This is a genomic window from Bradyrhizobium sp. SZCCHNRI20481, from assembly GCF_032485055.1.
Taxonomy (GTDB): Bacteria; Pseudomonadota; Alphaproteobacteria; order Rhizobiales; family Xanthobacteraceae; genus Bradyrhizobium.
Genome location: NZ_JAUEUE010000014.1, coordinates 122,530 through 141,456 on the forward strand (window position 1 = coordinate 122,530; position 18,927 = coordinate 141,456).

Sequence of the window (18,927 nt, forward strand, 5' to 3'; positions counted from 1 at the left end):
AGCCTGATCCAGCAGATCTCGCCACCACCGGTTGCAGGAAGAAACCCGCCATTAACCACAACCGACGAGGGTGGAACCAACGGCCGCCGGCGTCCGGGCCGGTCACTGCGTGTGACCTCGCTCAGGCCAGCCGGGCTCGCCATCAATGAGAGGCACGATGCTGGGATTCCGCCGAAAGAACGAACCATCGGACGCCCCGCTTGCGTCCGACACCTCCGCACACGACGCCTTCCAGGACGCGCTGGCGCAATGCCTCGGCGACTGGGCGGACGGCAAGCTCAATCGCGATGTCGCAGGCGTCGATGCTGCCGCGCTGCACGCCAGGCTCAAGCCGCAACTGATCGAGGCCATCCATCGTCTCGGCACCGCGCTCGCGGCCCGCGCGTCCCAGGATCTCGATTCGGTCGTCGACCTCTGCATCAACAGCAACGAAGCCTCGATCAGCGCGGCGCGCCTGATCGGCGCCTCCAACAATCAGTCCGAACGCTGCCAGAGTCTCGCTTCCGCATCGGTCGAGATGCAGGCCTCCGTACACTCCATCCGGTCGACGTCGACCGAAGCCGCCGCCGAGGCCGCCGCGACGCGCCGGGCCGTCGAGAACAGCGTGACCGCGGTACAACGGACGTTGCAGACGATGAACGGCATCGCCAGCTCCGTGCGCGACACCTCGGCGAAGATCGCCGATCTCAGCGCCGCCTCCGCCGAGATCGGATCCATCGTCGGCACCATCGACGCGATCGCCAACCAGACCAACCTGCTGGCGCTCAATGCCACCATCGAGGCGGCGCGCGCCGGCGAATTCGGCAGGGGCTTCGCGGTGGTCGCAGCCGAGGTCAAGAACCTGTCGCAGCAGACGACCAAGGCGACCGAGGACATCAAGGGCCGCATCGAGCGGCTGCAAGCCGAGATGAGCGGCATCGTCGAGGCCATGGCCGGCGGCGCCAAGGCGGTCGAGGTCGGCATGTCCGAGATGAACGATCTGGCGCAGGCGATCGATCAGGCCGGCACCCGGACCGCGGTGGTCAGCACCAAGATGGACGAGATCTCCGGCATTCTCGCCGAGCAGTCCGCCGCGACCGACGAGGTCGCGCAGGGCATCACCATCATCGCCGATCTCGCGACCGCCAATGCCAACGAGGTGATGTCGCTCGCGGACACCATGGGCAAGACGGACGCGAAGGTCGGCAAGATGCTGGGCGAGATCGCCAAGCTCTCGCTCGACAACCAGGTCGTGAGACTGGCCAAGGCCGATCACGTGATCTGGAAGAAGCGGCTGGTGGACATGTCGGTCGGCCGGCTGCAACTTCGCGCCGACGAGCTCTCCGATCATCACACTTGCCGGCTCGGCAAATGGTACTATGGCGAAGGCGGCCAGCGTCTGGCCGGCGATCCGGCATTCCGCAACCTCGAGCGCCCTCACGAGGCGGTGCATCGCCACGGCAAGGAAGCCGCGCGCCTGTTCAGCTCGGGGCGCATCGAGGAAGCCCTCAACGAGATCGGCAAGGTCGAGGTCGCTTCCAGCGAGGTGTTGGCGGCGCTGGACGAGATCAGGGCCTCATAGCTACGAGGCTGCTGCCGACGTCAGGTCACTCCATCCGCGCGTCATTCCGGGGCGTGCGCAGCATGAGCCCGGAATCCATAGCCACAGGACAGAGCGTGGTGCGAGATGGCCGTGGCGCTTGTCTTCGCCACATGACGGCGCGTGGATATGGATTCCGGGCTCATCGCTGCGCGATGCCCCGGAATAACGGCGAGAGAGTCGACCCCGTCGGCAGTCGCGTAGCCTGGATGAGCGCAGCGACATCCGGGTCTCCTCCACAGCGCGTTTGAACCCGGATGTCGCTATCGCTCATCCGGGCTACGGCTACGGGCCGCGGCCGACATCTCGTCACTCGCTCTTGTCGACGTTCCAGAACACCGGCACGGCCTGCCCTTCCAGGACGCCGGTGATCGATTTGCGCCAGGCGCTCGGCATGAACCATTGGCCGAGCGGCACGTAGATCACCTGGTCGTACACCTCCTGCTGAATCTGGGCGGCGATCCGCTTCTGGTCCTCCGGCTTCGTGGCCTTGGCGAAGGCGTCGCGCAGCTCCTCCATCTTGGGATCGTCGGGCCAGCCGAACGGGCTCTTCTGGCCGCGTGCGCCGACGAAGGTGCTGCCGATCGGATTGCCGGAGTCGGCGATCACCGAGTTGGTGAAGAACATGTTCCAGCCGCCCTCCTTGGGCGGCTTCTGGCTGGCACGCCGCGTCACCACGGTCTGCCAGTCCGTCGTCTGCAGATCGACCTTGAAGCCGGCCTCGCGCAACAGCTGCGCGGCGACCACCGGCTGCGCCTTCAGGGTGATCGCATCGCCCGGCGCGAGGATCACGACGGGCGTACCGTCGTAGCCGGCCTCGGCCAGCAGCTTCTTGGCCTGCTCCATGCCGTTGCCCTTCACCAGCGTCTCCGAGCCGATGTCGGATTCGAGCGGCGTGCCGCAGCCGAACACGGCGCCGCAGATCGTGTAGTACTTGGCGTTGCCGACGAGCGCGTCGAGCACATCCTTCTGGTTCAGCGCCAGGAACGCCGCACGGCGGATCTTCACATTGTCGAACGGCGGAAACAGGAAGTTCATGCGTCCCAGGGTCTGGTAGCCGAACTTGTTCAGCACGTTCATCGAAAGATCGGGATTAGCGGCGAGCACCGGCTCGAGGTCGAGCGGCGGGAATTCCATGAAGTCGATGTCGCCCGCCTGCAGCGCGTTGACCGCGGTCTGCGCATCGGGCATCGAGACCCACTCGACGCGGTCGACCTTCACCACCTTGCCGCCGGCCGTCCAGCTCGGCAGCTCCTTGCGCGGCACGTAGTCGGTGTTCTTCTCATAGACCGCCTTCACGCCCGGCTGGAATTCCGCCTTGACGAACTTGAACGGTCCGGAGCCGATCTGCTCCGAAATCTGCTGGTTCGCGGGCGTCTCGGCGAGACGCTTCGGCATCATGAACGGCACGTAGGAGGACGGCTTGCCGATCGACTCCAGCACCAGGCCGTAAGGCTCCTTCAGCTTCAAGGTGATGGTCTTGGCATCGGTGGCCTCCAGCGAGGCCGTGGCCTCCATCAGCTTCTGGCCCATGCTGTCGTTGCGGCTCCAGCGCTTCAGCGAAGCGACGCAATCCTCGGCGGTGACCGGCGCGCCGTCGTGCCACTTCAGGCCATCGCGCAAGGTGAAGGTGTAGGTCAGCTTGTCGTCCGAGACCTTCCACTCCGCCATCTGCGGCTGGACCTGAAACTTGGCGTCGGTCCCGAGCAAGGTGTCGTACACCATGTAGCCATGGTCGCGCGTGATGTAGGCCGGCGTGAACACGGGATCGATGACGCGCAGATCCGAATGCATCACCGCCGTGATCATCTTCTTGCCGGCGGCGAGGGCCTGGGTCGTCACGCCCGCCATCGACACGGCCATGACCGAGGCGACGAACCATGAAACGAGCGCGGATGAGGTCCGGCGCGAAGTATGTGACATGCGATCTCTCTTGGCGTGGCTTCCATCCGAGGGCCCTGATACCGATCAAGGCCTGACGAGGCGTCTTGCGTCGCGTCTGCAAACGCGGAGCAAAGAGTCTCGGCAAGGAGACTTGCAGCAGTTCCATCGCAGGTCAATCGCCATGGGCGCATGGGTCACCGCATCGCACGGATGCACATGGCGCGGCTGCGACGATGGCGTCCCGCCATCTGGAACTCGGCTGCACCTGGTCCGTTATGCGCACCAGCAAGGAGCTTGACGATGCCGAATGAAGTCACCGAACCGCGGGATAATGGCCGACGTCCGACCGCACCTATCCGCACCGGCAAGACGCCACCCCAGGATCAGACCAGCCCGCCCTTGATGGTCGACGGTCTGGAAGCGGTCCGCGATCCGCACTGCTGACGCGCGGCTCATGCACAAGGCGAGCGCAAGAACAAGAGAGAGACGCGGCGAAGTCTCCGCTTCACCGCGTCTCTCGTTGCGTCACGAGTTCGGCGCGCGGCCTTACTCGCTCTTGTCGACGTTCCAGAACACCGGCGTGGCCGGGCCGTCGAGCACTCCGGTCAGCGACTTCCGCCAGCCGCTCGGGAGCAAATACTGGCCGAGCGGGATGTAGATCACCTTCTCGTAGTTCTGCTTCTGGATCTCGGTGGCGATCTTCTTCTGCTCCTCCGGCGAGGCGGACCGCGCATAGGCGTCGCGCAGCTTCTCGATCTCGGCATCTTCGGCCCAGCCGAACCAGCCGCCCTTGGTGCCGCGGCCGCCGATCGACACGTTCGCCACGGGATTGGCGACGTCGGCGCCGACCCAGTTGGTGAAGAACATGTTCCAGCCGCCCTCCTTCACGGGCTTCTGGCTGGCCCGCCGTGTCACCACCGTCTGCCAGTCGGTGGCCTGCAGGTCGACCTTGAAGCCGGCCTCGCGCAACAGCTGCGCCGCCACCACGGGCTGCGCCTTCAAGGTGGTGACGTCGCCCGGCGCCATGATCGCGATCGGCGTGCCGTCATAGCCGGACTCGGCAAGTGCCTTCTTGGCTTCCGCCATGCCGTTGCCCTTGATCAGCGTCTCGGCGCCGACATCGGTCTCGAGCGGCGTGCCGCACACGAACACGGCGCCGCAGATCTTCTGATACTTGTCGTTGCCGACGAGCGCGTCGAGCACGTCCTTCTGGTTCAGCGCGAGGAAGGCCGCGCGGCGCACCTTCACGTTGTCGAACGGCGGGTTGAGGAAGTTCATGCGGCCGAGCGTCTGGTAGCCGAACTTGTTCAGCACGTCGATCTTGAGCTCGGAGTTCGACTCCAGCACCGGCAGCATGTCGTAGGGAAGGTTCTCCATGAAGTCGATGTCGCCCGATTGCAGCGCGTTCACCGCAGTCTGTGCGTCCGGCATCGTGATCCACTCGACGCGGTCGACCTTCACCACCTTGCCGCCGGACGTCCAGCTCGCCGGCTCCTTGCGCGGCACGTAGTCGGTGTTCTTCTCGTACACCGCCTTCACGCCCGGCTGGAATTCCGCCTTGACGAATTTGAACGGGCCCGAGCCGATCTGCTCGGAAATCTGCTGGCCCTGCGGCGTCTCGGCGAGACGCTTCGGCATCATGAACGGCACCAGCGAGGACGGCTTGGCGATCGACTCCAGGACGAGTCCATAGGGCTCCTTCAACTTGAGCACGATGGTCTTGGCATCGGGCGCCTCCAGGCTCGCCGTGAAGTCCATCAGCTTCTGGCCCATGCCGTCGTTGCGGCCCCAGCGCTTCAGCGAAGCGACGCAGTCCTCGGCGGTCACCGGCGTGCCGTCGTGCCATTTCAGGCCGTCGCGCAGGGTGAAGGTGTAGGTCAGCTTGTCGTCGGAGACCTTCCAGTCCGCCATCTGCGGCTGGACCTTGAAATTCGAATCGGTCGCCAGCAGCGTGTCGTAAACCATGTAGCCATGGTCACGGGTGATGTAGGCCGTCGTGAATCCGGGATCGATGACGCGCAGATCCGAATGCATCACCGCCGTGATCGTCTTCTTGCCGGCTGCGATGGCCTGGGTGCTCAGCGCCGTCGAGAGCGAAAGCACGGAAACGGCGAGGCTCGTCGCGAGCGTCAGACGTCTCCAGCGCGGGCTGTGGAACATTACGAGGTCTCCTGAGTGGATGGTTTGACCTGAAACTGATCAGATCCAGATCATTCGTTGGGCGTGCAGATCAATCCTTGTGCGAACTAACATGCTGTAAGTCGCAAGCTTTCGACAGTTGCAGAGGTCGCCTTTCGCGTCAATCCGCATTCAGCGCATGCGGCCCGTGGCTGACAATGCCGTTAACGTCTGCATAGCTTTCGCTTTACAAAGCGCGCCCGCCTGCGTCTCGTATCATGAGATCGCGACAATGCCTTGAGAGAGCACCAATGAATCCAGCCCATCTTCCCTTTGATACCGAAATCATGCTGCAGGGCTTGCGCGGCTGGGTCGAGTGCGAAAGTCCGACCTGGGACGCCGCCGCGGTGGAGCGCATGCTGGATCTCGCCGCGCGCGACATGGCGATCCTGGGTGCGACGATCGAGCGCATCGCCGGGCGCCAGGGTTTCGCCGGCTGCGTGCGCGCCCGATTCCCGCACCCGCGGCAGGGTGAGCCCGGCATCCTGATCGCCGGCCACATGGATACCGTTCACCCCGTCGGCACGCTGGCCAAGCTGCCTTGGCGCCGCGAGGGCAACAAATGCTATGGGCCCGGCATCTGTGACATGAAGGGCGGCAACTATCTCACGCTGGAAGCGATCCGCCAGCTGATCAAGGCCTCCATTGCGACGCCGCTGCCGATCACCATCCTGTTCACGCCGGACGAGGAGGTCGGAACGCCCTCGACCCGCGACATCATCGAAGCCGAGGCGCAGCGCAACAAATACGTGCTGGTGCCCGAGCCGGGCCGTCAGGACAATGGCGTGGTGACCGGCCGCTACGCCATCGCCCGCTTCAATCTCGAGGCGATCGGGCGCCCGAGCCATGCCGGCGCGCGGCTCGGCGCGGGTCGTTCCGCCATCCGGGAAATGGCGCGACAGATCCTCGCCATCGACGGCATGACAACGGAGGACTGCACCTTCTCCGTCGGCATCGTTCATGGCGGCCAGTGGGTCAACTGCGTCGCCACCACCGCCACCGGCGAAGCGCTCAGCATGGCGAAACGGCAGGCCGACCTCGATCGCGGCGTGGAGCGCATGCTGTCCCTGTCCGGCACCACCGACGACGTGACCTTCAAGGTGACGCGCGGCGTGACGCGGCCGGTGTGGGAGCCGGATTCCGGAACCATGGCGCTGTACGAGAAGGCGCGCGGCATCGCCGAGCAGCTCGGCATGGCGTTGCCGCACGGCTCGGCAGGCGGCGGCTCGGACGGCAACTTCACCGGCGCGCTCGGCATTCCGACCCTCGATGGCCTCGGGGTGCGCGGCACCGACATGCACACCCTGAACGAGCACATCGAGATCGACAGCCTTGCCGAGCGTGGCCGTCTGATGGCGGGGCTGCTCGCGACCCTGGCGTAGGATTGCCTCCGGGCAAGATCTCGTAGCCCGCATGAGCGCAGCGACATGCGGGGTCATCGCCGCAGCGCGCGAGAGACCCCGGGGTCGCTTCGCTCTCCCGGCTACGCACCGCCTGCTGCGCAGCAGCACGGTTTCATTTTCCGGGACCAGGACGGTGAGTAGACAACGGCTCCACGGCGCGCGCATGATGGCATGCGGCTTGCAAAGTTTCCGCGCGAAGGTTCGCCGCAAAGTGCTGCGACTTTGTTCGCAAATGCGATGGTTCGCGCGGATCCCGAACACCGTGTCGTCGCGTGTGCATGAGCAGATGAGCGAACACCGGAGACCTTGAAAGCGATGGATATCGGTGACATGCACACTCTCTCACGACGTTGCGCGCGTCGCCCCAGCACCATGAAGGCGGTTCTCTCGAGATGATCGGTTATCTGCTTCGCCGCATCCTCGCATCCATCCCTGTGATGGGCGTGGTGGCGCTGTTCGTCTTTCTCCTGCTGCGGCTGACGCCGGGCGATCCCGCCGCGATTCTCGCCGGCGACAACGCGACCCCTGAGCAGCTCGAGCGCATCCGCGCCACGCTCGGACTGAACGAGCCGCTCTACATCCAGTTCTTCACCTGGATCAATCAGCTGCTGCATGGCGATCTCGGCGTATCGCTGATCTCGAAGGTGCCGGTGCTGCAGATGATCGGCCAGCGCATCGAGCCGTCGATCTCGGTCGCGATCTCGACCATCATCCTGTCGATTCTCGTCGCCGTCCCGCTCGGCGTCATCGCGGCCTGGAAGCACGGCACCTGGATCGATCGTTTCGTGATGGCGCTCTCGGTGATCGGCTTCTCGGTGCCGGTATTCGTCATCGGCTACATCCTGATCCAGTTGTTCGCGATCAACCTGCGCTGGGTCCCTGTCCAGGGCTTCAAGAGTCTCAGCGCCGGCTTCGGCCCGTTCTTCGAGCGCATCATCCTGCCGACCTGCGCATTGTCCTTCATCTACGTCGCGCTGATCGCGCGCATGACGCGCGCCGCGATGCTCGACGTGCTCGGCGAGGACTTCGTGCGCACCGCGCGCGCCAAGGGCGTCAGCGAGATCGCGGTGCTGTTGCGCCACGCGTTGCGAAATGCGGCCGTGCCCGTCATCACCGTGATCGGCTCCGGCTTCGCGCTGTTGATCTCCGGCGTCGTGGTCACCGAGAGCGTGTTCAACCTGCCCGGCATCGGCCGCCTCACCGTCGACGCCGTGCTGGCGCGCGACTATCCGGTCATCCAGGGCATGATCCTTCTCACCTCGTTCATCTATCTCGCGGTCAATCTCCTGATCGACCTCGCCTACACCCTGCTCGATCCACGCATCCGCTACTGAGGCCCTCATCCGATGGCGATCGTTACCACCCCTGAGCCGTCGATCCCGGTTACCACGCGACTGGGTCCCCGGTTCGGCTTTCTCACCTCGACCCCGATCATCGCCGTGGCGACCGTCTGCCTGTCGCTCATCGTGCTGATCTCGATCCTGGCACCGCTGCTGGCGCCGCACGATCCCGTGCTGCTCGCGCCGGCGCAGCGGCTCAAGCCGTCGAGCGCGCAACACCTGCTCGGCACCGACGCCTATGGCCGCGACCTGCTGTCGCGCACGATCTATGGCGGTCGCATCTCGCTTCTGGTCGGCGTCGGCGCGGCGATCATCTCGATCGCCATCGGCCTCGTGATCGGCCTCGTCTCCGGCTTCTTCCGCTGGGTGGACGCCATCCTGATGCGCGTGATGGACGGCCTGATGGCGATCCCGAGCATCCTGCTCGCCATCGCCGTCGTCTCGCTGTCGGGCGCCAGCGTCGGCACCGTGATGATCGCGATCACCATCGTCGAGATCCCGCGCGTCGCGCGCCTGGTTCGCTCGGTCGTGCTGACGGCACGCGAGGAGCCCTATGTCGAAGCTGCGATTTCATTGGGCACGTCGATGCCCAAGATCATGTGGCGGCATCTGATGCCGAACACGATCGCGCCGCTGATCGTCCAGGGCACCTACATCTGCGCCGCCGCGATTCTCACCGAGGCGATCCTGTCGTTCCTCGGAGCAGGCATCAGCCCGGAAACGCCGACCTGGGGCAACATCATGGCCGAGGGCCGCTCCTACTTCCAGATCAAGCCATCGCTGATCTTCTGGCCCGGCCTGTTGCTGTCGATCGCCATCCTCTCGATCAACCTGATCGGCGATGCCGCGCGCGACGCGCTCGACCCGCGCATGAAGCAGCGCGAGGCCGGCAAGTGACAATGGTTTTTCGTCATCGCGAGCGAAGCGACGCGATCCAGGGGCCGCACCCGGAGCTCTGGATTGCTTCGTCGCTATCGCTCCTCGCAATGACGGTGGAGAAATGAACACATGACCGACACCATCCTCGACATCGACAATCTCGTCGTCACCGTCGGCAAGACGAAGAACCCGAACGGCCCGCGCATCATCGACGGCGTCTCGATCAAGGTCGAAAAGGGCGAGACGCTCTGCGTCGTCGGCGAAAGCGGCTCCGGCAAGTCGGTGACGTCGCTGACCACCATGGGCCTGCTGCCGAAGAACGCGCTGCATGCCGTCGGCGGCAGCGTCAAGCTGGTCGGCGAAGAGCTGCTCACCGCGAGCGATCGCCGGCTGCGCGAGCTGCGCGCCACCCGGATGGCGATGATCTTCCAGGAGCCGATGACCGCGCTCAATCCGGTCGTGCCGGTGGGCCGCCAGATCGACGAGGTCCTGCGCGCGCATACGTCCCTCGATGCGCGCACGCGGCGCAAGCGCATCCTCGACATGATGGAGCAGGTCCACCTGCCCGACGTCGAGCGCATTTTCGGCTCCTACCCGCACCGCCTGTCGGGTGGCCAGCGCCAGCGCATCATGATCGCGATGGCGCTGGTGCTCGAGCCGAAACTCCTGATCGCCGACGAGCCGACCACCGCACTCGACGTCACCACGCAGAAGCAGATCCTCTCGCTGATCCGCGAGTTGCAGCGCGATCACGGCACCGCCGTGCTGTTCATCACCCACGACATGGGCGTGGTCGCCGAGATCGCCGATCGCGTCTCGGTGATGCGCCAGGGACGCCTGGTCGAGACCGGCGCGCTCGACAAGATCCTGCGGGCGCCCGAGATGGACTACACGCGCAACCTGCTCGCTTCCGTGCCCAGCCTGATCCCGCGTCCGCCGCGGCCGGACAGCACCGAGCCGGTGGTGCTGGAGACCAACGAGCTCGGCAAGGTCTATCGCGAGCGTTCGTTCCTCGGCAAAGCGCGCGAAGTCGTCGCCGCGCAGAACGTCACGCTCACCCTGCGCAAGGGCCGCACGCTCGGCATCGTCGGCGAAAGCGGCTCCGGCAAGTCGACGGTGGCCCGCTGCATCGTCCGGCTGATCGATCCGACCTCCGGCGGCGTCCGTCTGGCCGGCCATGAGATCTCGATCCTGACCCGGCGGCTGCTGCAGCCGCATCGCAAGCGGATCCAGATCGTGTTCCAGGATCCCTACCGCTCGCTCAACCCGCGGCTGACCGTCGGTGAAAGCATCGCCGAGGGACCGGTCAACTACGGCACCTCGCATGACAAGGCGATGGCGCGGGCGCGCGAGCTGCTCGAGCTGGTCGGCCTGCCTGCGGACGCGATCTCACGCTACCCGCACCAGTTCTCCGGCGGCCAGCGCCAGCGCATCGCCATCGCCCGCGCGCTCGCGCTCGATCCCGACGTGCTGGTCGCGGATGAAGCGGTGTCTGCGCTCGACGTCTCGGTACAGGCGCAGGTGCTGGAGCTGCTCGACGAGATCCAGCGCCGGCTCGGCATCGCCATCCTGTTCATCACGCATGACCTGCGCGTTGCCGCGCAGATCTGCGACGACGTCGTCGTGATGCAGAAGGGGCGCATCGTCGAACAGGGTCCGGCCGGCGAGATCCTGACGCATCCGAAGGAAGCCTACACGCGCGCGCTGCTCGAAGCGGCGCCGGGACGGAACTGGGACTTCGCCAACTTCCGGCCGGTGTCGGAAGCAGTGGCGTAGCAACGCCACCCACCGCCGTCGCGGCAAGCGGTGAAGCAATCCAGACTGGATATCTAGACGGATCCTGGATTGCTTCGCAGCAAAGCAATCCAGGCGGCCCGGGGACTCTGAACTGCGTCGCTGAGCCGGCAAGGACCCACGACGAGACGCCACCGCGCCAACGCGCCGTCATCGTGGCCCGCATGCAAAACGGCATCGCTCGATCGCTTGCGTGGGCCGCGATACGCGGTCTAACGTCATCGCACCACCAACAGCCTGAGGCGGAGTGATGACGCGCGTCGCGATCGGCGGCTTTCTGCACGAGACCAATACATTCGCACCGACGAAAGCGGACTACGACGCGTTCATGCATGGCGGCGGCCGCGCCTCGATCGCCGATGCGGCCTCCGTGCTCACGACGATGCGCGGCATCAATGCCGGCCAGGCCGGCTTCATGGCGGTCGCGGAATCCTACGGCTGGGACGTCGTGCCCACCATCGCCTGCGCGGCGAGTCCCTCGGCGCATGTCACCAGGGACGCGTTCGAGCGCATCACGACCGTGATGGTCGAGCGCATCAAGGCCGCCGGCCCGCTCGACGGCGTCTATCTCGATCTGCACGGCGCGATGGTGGCCGAGCATCTTGACGACGGCGAAGGCGAGATCCTGGCGCGCGTGCGCAAGGTCATCGGCCCGAACGTGCCGCTGGTCGCGAGCCTCGATCTGCATGCCAACGTCACGCCCGAGATGATGGCACATGCCGATGCGCTGATCGCCTACCGGAAATATCCGCACACCGACATGGCCGACACCGGCCGCGCCAGCGCCGAGCATCTCTCCCTGCTGCTGCGCGCAAAGGCGCCGCTGGCGAAAGCCTTCCGGCAATTGCCGTTCCTGATCCCGATCAGCTGGCAATGCACCAACGACCAGCCCACCAAAGGCATCTACGAGAAGCTTGCGGCGCTGCAGAGCGAGGCCGTGCCGACGCTGTCGTTCGCGCCCGGCTTTCCCGCCGCCGATTTCGCGCATTGCGGCCCGAGCGTGTTCGCCTATGGCCGGACGCAGGCCGACGCGGACGCCGCGGCGGATGCGATCGCGGCGATCGTCGCGGGCCACGAGGATGATTTCGACGGCCGCATCTACACGCCCGATGACGGCGTGCGTCATGCCATGACGCTGGCGCAGACGGCGACGCGTCCGATCGTGATCGCCGACACCCAGGACAATCCCGGCGCGGGCGGCGATTCCGATACGACCGGCATGCTGCGCGCGCTGGTGCGCAATCGCGCCAGCCGCGCCGCGATCGGCATGATCTACGATCCGCAAGCGGCGATCGCCGCGCATGCGGCCGGCGAAGGGGCCACCGTGACGCTGTCGCTCGGCGGCAAGAGCGGCATTCCCGGCGATGCGCCGTTCGAGGAGAGCTTCATCGTCGAGAAAATCTCCGACGGCCGCTTCGTCGCACCCGGCCCGTTCTACGGCGGCCGCAAGATGGAAATGGGACCGTCAGCGTGCTTGCGCATTAGCGATGTCCGCGTCGTCGTGGCCTCGCACAAGTCCCAGCTTGCCGACCAGGAGATGTACCGCTTCGTCGGCATCGAGCCGACCGCGCAGGCGATTCTCGTCAACAAGAGCTCAGTGCATTTCCGCGCCGATTTCGAACCGATCGCGGAACATCTCCTGATCTGCGCCGCGCCCGGCGCGATGCCCGCCGATCCCTCCACTTTGCCCTGGACCAGCTTGCGTCCGGGCATCCGCCTCAAGCCGAACGGCCCGGCGTTCAAGGCTTAAACCTCTCCAGGGAAACGCACCCATGCCCACCATCGATCGCATCCAAGGTTACGCCGACGAACTCACCGCCATCCGCCGCGACCTGCACGCCCATCCCGAGATCGGCTTCGAGGAGACGCGGACCTCCGGCATCGTCGCCGAGAAGCTCGCGCAATGGGGCATCGAGGTGCATCGCGGCCTCGGCGGCACCGGCGTGATCGGCGTGCTCAAGGGCAAAGGCGATAGCGGCAAGAGGATCGGCTTGCGCGCCGACATGGATGCACTGCCGATGGAGGAGAACACCAACCTGCCGTGGCGCTCGACGATCCCCGGTCGCTTCCATGGCTGCGGCCATGACGGCCACACCACGATGCTGCTCGGCACCGCGCGCTATCTCGCCGAGACGCGCAATTTCGACGGCACCGTGCACTTCATCTTCCAGCCGGCCGAGGAAGGCCTCGGCGGCGCGCGGGCGATGATCGAGGACGGCCTGTTCCAGAAGTTCCCGTGCGACGAACTGTACGGCCTGCACAACGCGCCCGACCTGGAGCATGGCGAGATCGCGATCCTGCCCGGTCCGGCAATGGCCGGCGCCGACTTCTTCGACATCCGGATTTCCGGCTACGGCGCTCATGGCGCGATGCCCGAGCGTTCCAAGGATGCGGTGGTGATCGCGACCAGCGTGGCGCAGGCGATCCAGACCATCGTCAGCCGCAATGTCGAGCCGCTGCAGGCCGCGGTCGTCTCGATCACGCAGATCCACGCCGGCTCGGCCTACAACGTCATTCCCGGCGATGCCTGGCTGTGCGGCACCGTGCGCGCATTCTCGGACCCCGTGCGCGCGCTGGTGCGCGAGCGCATGCGCGCGATCTGCGCCGGCATGGCGGCCGCCTTCAATTGCGAGATCGATGTCGACATCCGCGACACGTTCAGCGTGCTGGTGAACCAGGAGGAGCAGTCCAAGGTCGTCGAGCAGGTCGCGCGCACCGTGGTCGAGCCGTCCAAGGTGCTGACCCGCTCGACGCCGAAGATGGGCAGCGAGGATTTCGCCGACATGCTGCAGACGATTCCGGGCGCCTATTTCTGGGTCGGCCATGACGGCTCGGTGCCGGTGCACAATCCCGGCTACGTGCTCGACGACAAGATCCTGCCGATCGGCGCCAGCATGTTCGCCCGCATCATCGAGACTCGTCTGCCGGCAGCTTAGCGCTGATCCACGTCAATGAGCGGGCGCGAATTGATATGAACTTCGGCAACGGAGCACCAGCATGCATAAGCCCGCCTCTGACGACATCACGTCGCTGCACGATCTCTCCGCGGTCGACCTGATCGCCGGCTATCGCGCGCGCCAGTTCTCGCCGTCCGAGGTGATGGACGACGTGCTGGCGCATGTCGCAGTGTGGGAGCCGCATATCAAGGCGCTGTATCTGCTCGATGTCGACGGGGCGCGGGCGGCAGCGAAGGCCTCGACCGAGCGTTGGGCCAAGGACGAGCCGGCAGGCGTCCTCGACGGCGTACCGGCGACGGTGAAGGACAACATCGCCACCAAGGGCCAGCCGATGCCGCTCGGCGCAGCCAGCGTCACGCGCACGCCGCTCGCCGCCGATGCGCCTCTGGTGGCGCGGCTGCGCGAGGCCGGCGCGATCATCTTCGCCAAGACCACGATGCCCGATTACGGCATGCTGTCGTCGGGCTTGTCGAGCTTCCATCCTCTGACGCGCAATCCGTGGGACCTGCGGATGAACCCCGGCGGCTCCAGCGCCGGCGCGGGTGCCGCGGCCGCAGCCGGCTATGGCCCGCTGCATGTCGGCACCGATATCGGCGGCTCGATCCGGCTGCCCGCGTCGTGGTGCGGCCTCGTCGGCCTCAAGCCGAGCTTCGGCCGCGTGCCGATCGACCCGCCTTATGTCGGCCGCGTCGCCGGGCCGATGACGCGCATCGTCGACGACGCTGCGCTGATGATGAGCGTGCTGTCGAAGCCGGACAGGCGCGACGGCACCAGCCTGCCGCCCTCGGACCTGCACTGGAAGGTCGCGGAGAAGCCGGTGCGCAAGCTGCGCATCGGCCTGATGCTCGATCTCGGCGACGTCGGCCAGGCGCTCGAGGAGCCGGTGCGTGCGACGACGCTGGCGGCCGCAAAAGCCTTCGAATCCGCAGGTGCCGTCATCAGCGAGGTGAAGGGCTTCCTGACCCGCGAGATGCTCGACGGTCTCGACAATTTCTGGCGTGCGCGGCTGTGGGACGATCTGGCGCGGCTCGCGCCCGACGTTCGTGCCAAGACCCTGCCCTACATCCTGCAATGGGCCGAGCGCGGCGCCGCGCTATCGGGCGTCGAGGTCATCAGGGGCTTCAACGTCACAATGACCCTGCGCGCCGCCGCAGCAAGACTGTTCTGCGACTATGACTACATCATCTCTCCGACCTCGCCCGGCGTGAAATTCCCCGCCGAGTTCGCCTCGCCGCTCAACGACCCCGAGAGGCCGTTCGAGCACATCACCTACACCGTGCCGTGGAACATGTCGGAGAACCCGGCGATCTCAGTCAATGCCGGCTATGACGCCGACGGCTTCCCGATCGGCCTGCAGATCATCGGCCGCCGCTTCGACGACGTCGGCGTGCTCGGGATGGCGAAGACGTTCGAAGGATTGCGCGGTGAGCAGCGGCCGTGGCCGGTGGCGCCCTGACGGATTCGTAGGGTGGGCAAAGGCGCGTACACGGCGCTATTCACGCTCACCGCTGCTGACGGGCGCCGTGCCTACCGCCGGACCATCGGTGAAAATGGTGGGCACGTCGCCGCGCGCAATGCGCGCCGCGCCTTTGCCCACCCTACGGAATACCATACGCACTTGCCCATGGCTTGATGCTTGCGCATCGCTCCGTAATGACGTTTCTAACAACGATAACAATAACACATCAGGAAACACCCATGGCGTATCAGACCATTCTCTACGACGTCGCCGACAAGATCCTCACCATCACGCTGAACCGGCCGGAGAAGCTCAACGCCTTCACCGGCACCATGATGGAAGAGCTGATCGACGCCTTCGACCGCGCCGACAAGGATGACGGCGTCAGGGCGATCATCGTCACCGGAGCGGGCCGCGCCTTCTGCGCCGGAGCCGACCTCTCCTCCGGCGCCGACACGTTCGATCGCGATGCCAAGCGCGGGCCGGTGAAGCGCCACGCCGATGGCCGCGTCGACTATTCTGATCCGCAGGTGCGCGACGGCGGCGGCCAGGTGACGTTGCGCATCTTCAAGTCGCTGAAGCCGGTCATCGCCGCGGTGAACGGCCCGGCCGTCGGCATCGGTGTCACCATGCAGCTCGCGATGGACATCCGCATCGCCTCGGAGGGCGCGCGGTTCGGCTTCGTGTTCTCCCAGCGCGGCATCGTGCCGGAGGCGGCGTCGAGCTGGTTCCTGCCGCGCATCGTCGGCATCTCGCAGGCGCTGGAATGGTGCTACACCGGCCGCGTGTTTCCGGCGCAGGAAGCGCTCGCCGGCCGTCTCGTCAGCAAGGTGGTGCCGCCGGAGGAACTATTGCCCACCGCGCGCGCCCTGGCGCGCGAGATCGCAGACAAGACCGCGCCGGTGTCGATCGCGCTGATCCGTCAGATGATGTGGCGCATGATGGGCGCCGACGATCCGATGGAGGCGCACAAGGTCGACAGCCGCGGCATCTACGCGCGCGGCCGCTCCGACGACGTCAAGGAAGGCGTGGTGTCGTTCCTGGAGAAGCGCCCGGCGCAGTTCAAGAACACCGTCACCGCCGACATGCCGGACTATTTCCCGTGGTGGGACGAGCGGGAGTATAAATAGAACGCTGTCATCCCGGACAAGCGCGCGGCACGCGCGCGCCGATCCGGGATCAACAGCCACCGGATGCCGTTTGGCGAGGAACGACGTCCAGGGTGCCGCACGATGGATCACGCGGTATGGGTCCCGGCGCTGAGGCCGGGACGACAGCGAGTGGCGCCCGCGTCACTCCTTCATCAGCGCCACGATCATCGGCGCCACGCGCTCGGCCGCTTTCGCTCGATGAGCAGCCAATCCCATCGCGTGCGATCGCTCACGCCGCGTTGATGCCGCGAATGAAGGCATCGACATGGCGGCGCATGCTCTCGGACTGGCGCAGCAGCTCCGCCGACGCCCCGAGCACCTGGCTGGCGGTGACGCCGGACTCGTTTGCGGCGGCCGTGACCTGCTGGATGTTCTGCGAAATCTCGTCGGTCCCCTTGGCCGCGTGCTGGACGTTGCGCGCCATCTCGCGCGTGGCCGCGCCCTGCTCCTCGACGGCATTCGCGATCGACGACGCGATCTCGTTCAGCTCGCCGATGGTCGTGGTGATGCCGCGGATGGCCCGCACGGCCTCGCTCGACACCTCCTGCATTCCGGAGATCTGCGCGCGGATCTCGCCCGTCGCCTTGGCGGTCTGCTCCGCGAGCAGCTTCACCTCGCCGGCGACGACGGCAAAGCCGCGGCCGGCTTCGCCCGCCCGCGCGGCCTCGATGGTCGCATTGAGCGCGAGAAGGTTGGTCTGGCCGGCAATGTCGCTGATCAACCGCACGATGTCGCCGATCCGTTCGGCCATGCTGGAAAGGCCCTGCACGGTCTCGTTGGTCCGCTGCCCTTCCGCGGCCGCCTTCTGCGCCATGTCGGCCGACTGCGTCACCTGACCGCCGATGCCCGCGACTGAGCTCGACAGTTGGTCCGTCGCCGCGGCCATCGTCTGCATGTTGCTCGATGCGGCCTCGGTCGCCTGCGCGACGCTGCTCGCTTCACTGCAGGTCCGGCTCGCCGTCCGGTTCATCACGGCAGCCGTCGATTCGAGCTGTGCCGAGGCTGAGATCACGCTATCGATCACGGCCGCGATATCGCCGCTGAAACGGTCGGTCAGCTCGCCGACGCGCTTGGCTTTTTCGGCGCGCTGGCTCATCGCTTCCGCATCCCTGGCGGCGAGCTCGGCGCCATGAATCATGTTCTCCTTGAAGACCTGCACTGCCCTCGCCATCAGGCCGACCTCGTCGCGCCGATCGACCGCATCGATCGCGGTGCTCACATCGCCCTTCGCCAGCCGCGTCATCGTATCGGCCAGCGCGTTGATCGGCCCGGTGATGCTGCGCGCCAGCGCGACGACGATCGCGAGGCTCAGCGCCAAGGCGAGCAGCAGCAGCACGCCGACGGCGGCGAGGCTGGCCGTGGCCGCGGCCTGCTTGCCGGCCATCAGCTCCGACAGCTCGGCGGCCAGAGCGTCTTCGACCTGCTTCAGGAGATCGATCCGCAGCGTGGCCGCATCGAACCAGGCTTTGCTCGCGAGCCCTTTGAAATCACCGCTGACGCCGCCCTGCTCCACCACCTTGCGCATGGCAACGACGCCGTCGATCGCCGGTCCGGTCATCGCCGCATCGAACGCCGCACGCCCTCTCGCCGAGGCGGCGGCGCGAAATGCCGCGAAATAACTGTCCTGCGCTGCAGCCAGCCCTATTGCACGCGCATAGGCGGCCTGCTCGAAGCGACCGGCGGCAAGTCCTCCCGCCACGACCGCGCGCTCCAGGCCGGCGCGCTCCTTGCCTTCCGTCAGGTTGCCATAGGCGATGATCGCCTTGGAGATGTCGTCATCATCGCTCAGCGTCGACATGCTGCTGATCAGACTGGTCAGCCGGGCGACAATCTCGGTGAGAGCGCTGACGGCCGCCGCCGGCGTTATGGCTTGCGCGTCGATGTCGCCGCGATGGCGATCGAGCTGCGCCAACGCCTGCTCGCTCGCCTGCGCCGCCTCGGCCAGCGCGCCGCTCCGGCGCAGCCCGTCCAGCGCGGCGACTGCATGCGCGCGCTCGCCATCGGTCAGCCTGCGCTGCTGATCCAGCTCGGCGCGCATCTGCGTGCCCTTGCTGCTGAGAAACGCCGACGACATGCCGCGCTCACGCTGCAGCTCATGAACGAAACGGCTGAGCTTGCCGACGGCTTCCGCCACCGGCTGCATGCGCGTCATCTCGACGCGCACCGCCCATTTCGTGGAGATCTCGTAGGCCGCCAACGCAGCCAATGTGAGGATGGGCAGCAATGCAGACAGGGCAATGCGGTGAAGTATCTTCGACGTCTTCAACATGATCGGCCTCAACCTGTCCGATCATTCTATGAAT

At 66.2% G+C, this 18,927-nt stretch carries 13 protein-coding genes; 10 read left to right on the forward strand and 3 right to left on the reverse strand.

All coding sequences use genetic code 11. The features are described 5' to 3' along the window. Window positions 1-157: 157 nt before the first annotated feature. Window positions 158-1,561 (forward strand): methyl-accepting chemotaxis protein, encoded by a 1,404-nt coding sequence (locus QX132_RS23005; protein ID WP_316162974.1) that lies wholly within the window; start codon window positions 158-160, stop codon window positions 1,559-1,561. A gap of 327 nt (window positions 1,562-1,888) precedes the next feature. Here QX132_RS23005 and QX132_RS23010 read toward each other — a convergent pair whose 3' ends face one another. Beyond that, a complete protein-coding gene (locus QX132_RS23010; RefSeq protein ID WP_316162975.1) occupies window positions 1,889-3,502 on the reverse strand; it encodes an ABC transporter substrate-binding protein in 1,614 nt (537 codons plus the stop codon). A gap of 261 nt (window positions 3,503-3,763) precedes the next feature. Here QX132_RS23010 and QX132_RS23015 point away from each other — a divergent pair, with 261 nt between their 5' ends. Continuing rightward, window positions 3,764-3,907: a hypothetical protein gene (locus QX132_RS23015; protein ID WP_315737472.1), complete on the forward strand. Its 144-nt coding sequence runs from the start codon at window positions 3,764-3,766 to the stop codon at window positions 3,905-3,907. A gap of 102 nt (window positions 3,908-4,009) precedes the next feature. Here QX132_RS23015 and QX132_RS23020 read toward each other — a convergent pair whose 3' ends face one another. After that, entirely contained in the window at window positions 4,010-5,623 is a 1,614-nt protein-coding gene (locus tag QX132_RS23020) for an ABC transporter substrate-binding protein (RefSeq protein WP_316162976.1), read from the reverse strand. Between the two features lie 269 nt (window positions 5,624-5,892). Between QX132_RS23020 and QX132_RS23025 the strand changes: the two genes are divergently transcribed. The 8 genes from QX132_RS23025 (at window position 5,893) to QX132_RS23060 (ending at window position 16,603) form a co-directional block, all read left to right on the forward strand. Then, the gene (locus QX132_RS23025) at window positions 5,893-7,023 is read left to right on the forward strand and encodes a M20/M25/M40 family metallo-hydrolase (RefSeq protein ID WP_315798312.1); all 1,131 of its coding nucleotides are present in this window, start codon (window positions 5,893-5,895) and stop codon (window positions 7,021-7,023) included. A gap of 413 nt (window positions 7,024-7,436) precedes the next feature. After that, entirely contained in the window at window positions 7,437-8,378 is a 942-nt protein-coding gene (locus QX132_RS23030) for an ABC transporter permease (RefSeq protein WP_315776713.1), read from the forward strand. Between the two features lie 12 nt (window positions 8,379-8,390). Beyond that, window positions 8,391-9,281 carry an ABC transporter permease gene (locus QX132_RS23035; protein ID WP_315714711.1) on the forward strand — a complete coding sequence of 297 codons (891 nt, stop codon included), beginning with the start codon at window positions 8,391-8,393 and terminating at the stop codon, window positions 9,279-9,281. A gap of 111 nt (window positions 9,282-9,392) precedes the next feature. Beyond that, complete coding sequence (locus QX132_RS23040; protein WP_315737468.1) at window positions 9,393-11,039, forward strand: ABC transporter ATP-binding protein; 1,647 nt, start codon at window positions 9,393-9,395, stop codon at window positions 11,037-11,039. A 268-nt stretch (window positions 11,040-11,307) separates the two neighbouring features. Beyond that, a complete protein-coding gene (locus QX132_RS23045) occupies window positions 11,308-12,807 on the forward strand; it encodes a M81 family metallopeptidase (protein WP_316162977.1) in 1,500 nt (499 codons plus the stop codon). A gap of 22 nt (window positions 12,808-12,829) precedes the next feature. After that, a complete protein-coding gene (locus QX132_RS23050) occupies window positions 12,830-13,993 on the forward strand; it encodes a M20 aminoacylase family protein (RefSeq protein WP_316162978.1) in 1,164 nt (387 codons plus the stop codon). Between the two features lie 61 nt (window positions 13,994-14,054). Continuing rightward, a complete protein-coding gene (locus tag QX132_RS23055; RefSeq protein ID WP_316162979.1) occupies window positions 14,055-15,470 on the forward strand; it encodes an amidase in 1,416 nt (471 codons plus the stop codon). Between the two features lie 242 nt (window positions 15,471-15,712). Further along, on the forward strand, window positions 15,713-16,603 hold the full coding sequence (locus QX132_RS23060; RefSeq protein ID WP_315737464.1) for a crotonase/enoyl-CoA hydratase family protein: 891 nt from the start codon (window positions 15,713-15,715) through the stop codon (window positions 16,601-16,603). 250 nt (window positions 16,604-16,853) lie between these two features. Here QX132_RS23060 and QX132_RS23065 read toward each other — a convergent pair whose 3' ends face one another. Beyond that, a complete protein-coding gene (locus tag QX132_RS23065; RefSeq protein ID WP_315737463.1) occupies window positions 16,854-18,893 on the reverse strand; it encodes a methyl-accepting chemotaxis protein in 2,040 nt (679 codons plus the stop codon). Window positions 18,894-18,927: the final 34 nt, after the last annotated feature.

What these genes read in the sequence shown, in the direction of transcription:
- QX132_RS23005 (WP_316162974.1), top strand. Translation starts at nt 158, where the DNA reads ATGCTGGGATTCCGCCGAAAGAACGAACCATCGGACGCCCCGCTTGCG.
- QX132_RS23010 (WP_316162975.1), bottom strand. Translation starts at nt 3,502, where the DNA reads ATGTCACATACTTCGCGCCGGACCTCATCCGCGCTCGTTTCATGGTTC.
- QX132_RS23015 (WP_315737472.1), top strand. Translation starts at nt 3,764, where the DNA reads ATGCCGAATGAAGTCACCGAACCGCGGGATAATGGCCGACGTCCGACC.
- QX132_RS23020 (WP_316162976.1), bottom strand. Translation starts at nt 5,623, where the DNA reads ATGTTCCACAGCCCGCGCTGGAGACGTCTGACGCTCGCGACGAGCCTC.
- QX132_RS23025 (WP_315798312.1), top strand. Translation starts at nt 5,893, where the DNA reads ATGAATCCAGCCCATCTTCCCTTTGATACCGAAATCATGCTGCAGGGC.
- QX132_RS23030 (WP_315776713.1), top strand. Translation starts at nt 7,437, where the DNA reads ATGATCGGTTATCTGCTTCGCCGCATCCTCGCATCCATCCCTGTGATG.
- QX132_RS23035 (WP_315714711.1), top strand. Translation starts at nt 8,391, where the DNA reads ATGGCGATCGTTACCACCCCTGAGCCGTCGATCCCGGTTACCACGCGA.
- QX132_RS23040 (WP_315737468.1), top strand. Translation starts at nt 9,393, where the DNA reads ATGACCGACACCATCCTCGACATCGACAATCTCGTCGTCACCGTCGGC.
- QX132_RS23045 (WP_316162977.1), top strand. Translation starts at nt 11,308, where the DNA reads ATGACGCGCGTCGCGATCGGCGGCTTTCTGCACGAGACCAATACATTC.
- QX132_RS23050 (WP_316162978.1), top strand. Translation starts at nt 12,830, where the DNA reads ATGCCCACCATCGATCGCATCCAAGGTTACGCCGACGAACTCACCGCC.
- QX132_RS23055 (WP_316162979.1), top strand. Translation starts at nt 14,055, where the DNA reads ATGCATAAGCCCGCCTCTGACGACATCACGTCGCTGCACGATCTCTCC.
- QX132_RS23060 (WP_315737464.1), top strand. Translation starts at nt 15,713, where the DNA reads ATGGCGTATCAGACCATTCTCTACGACGTCGCCGACAAGATCCTCACC.
- QX132_RS23065 (WP_315737463.1), bottom strand. Translation starts at nt 18,893, where the DNA reads ATGTTGAAGACGTCGAAGATACTTCACCGCATTGCCCTGTCTGCATTG.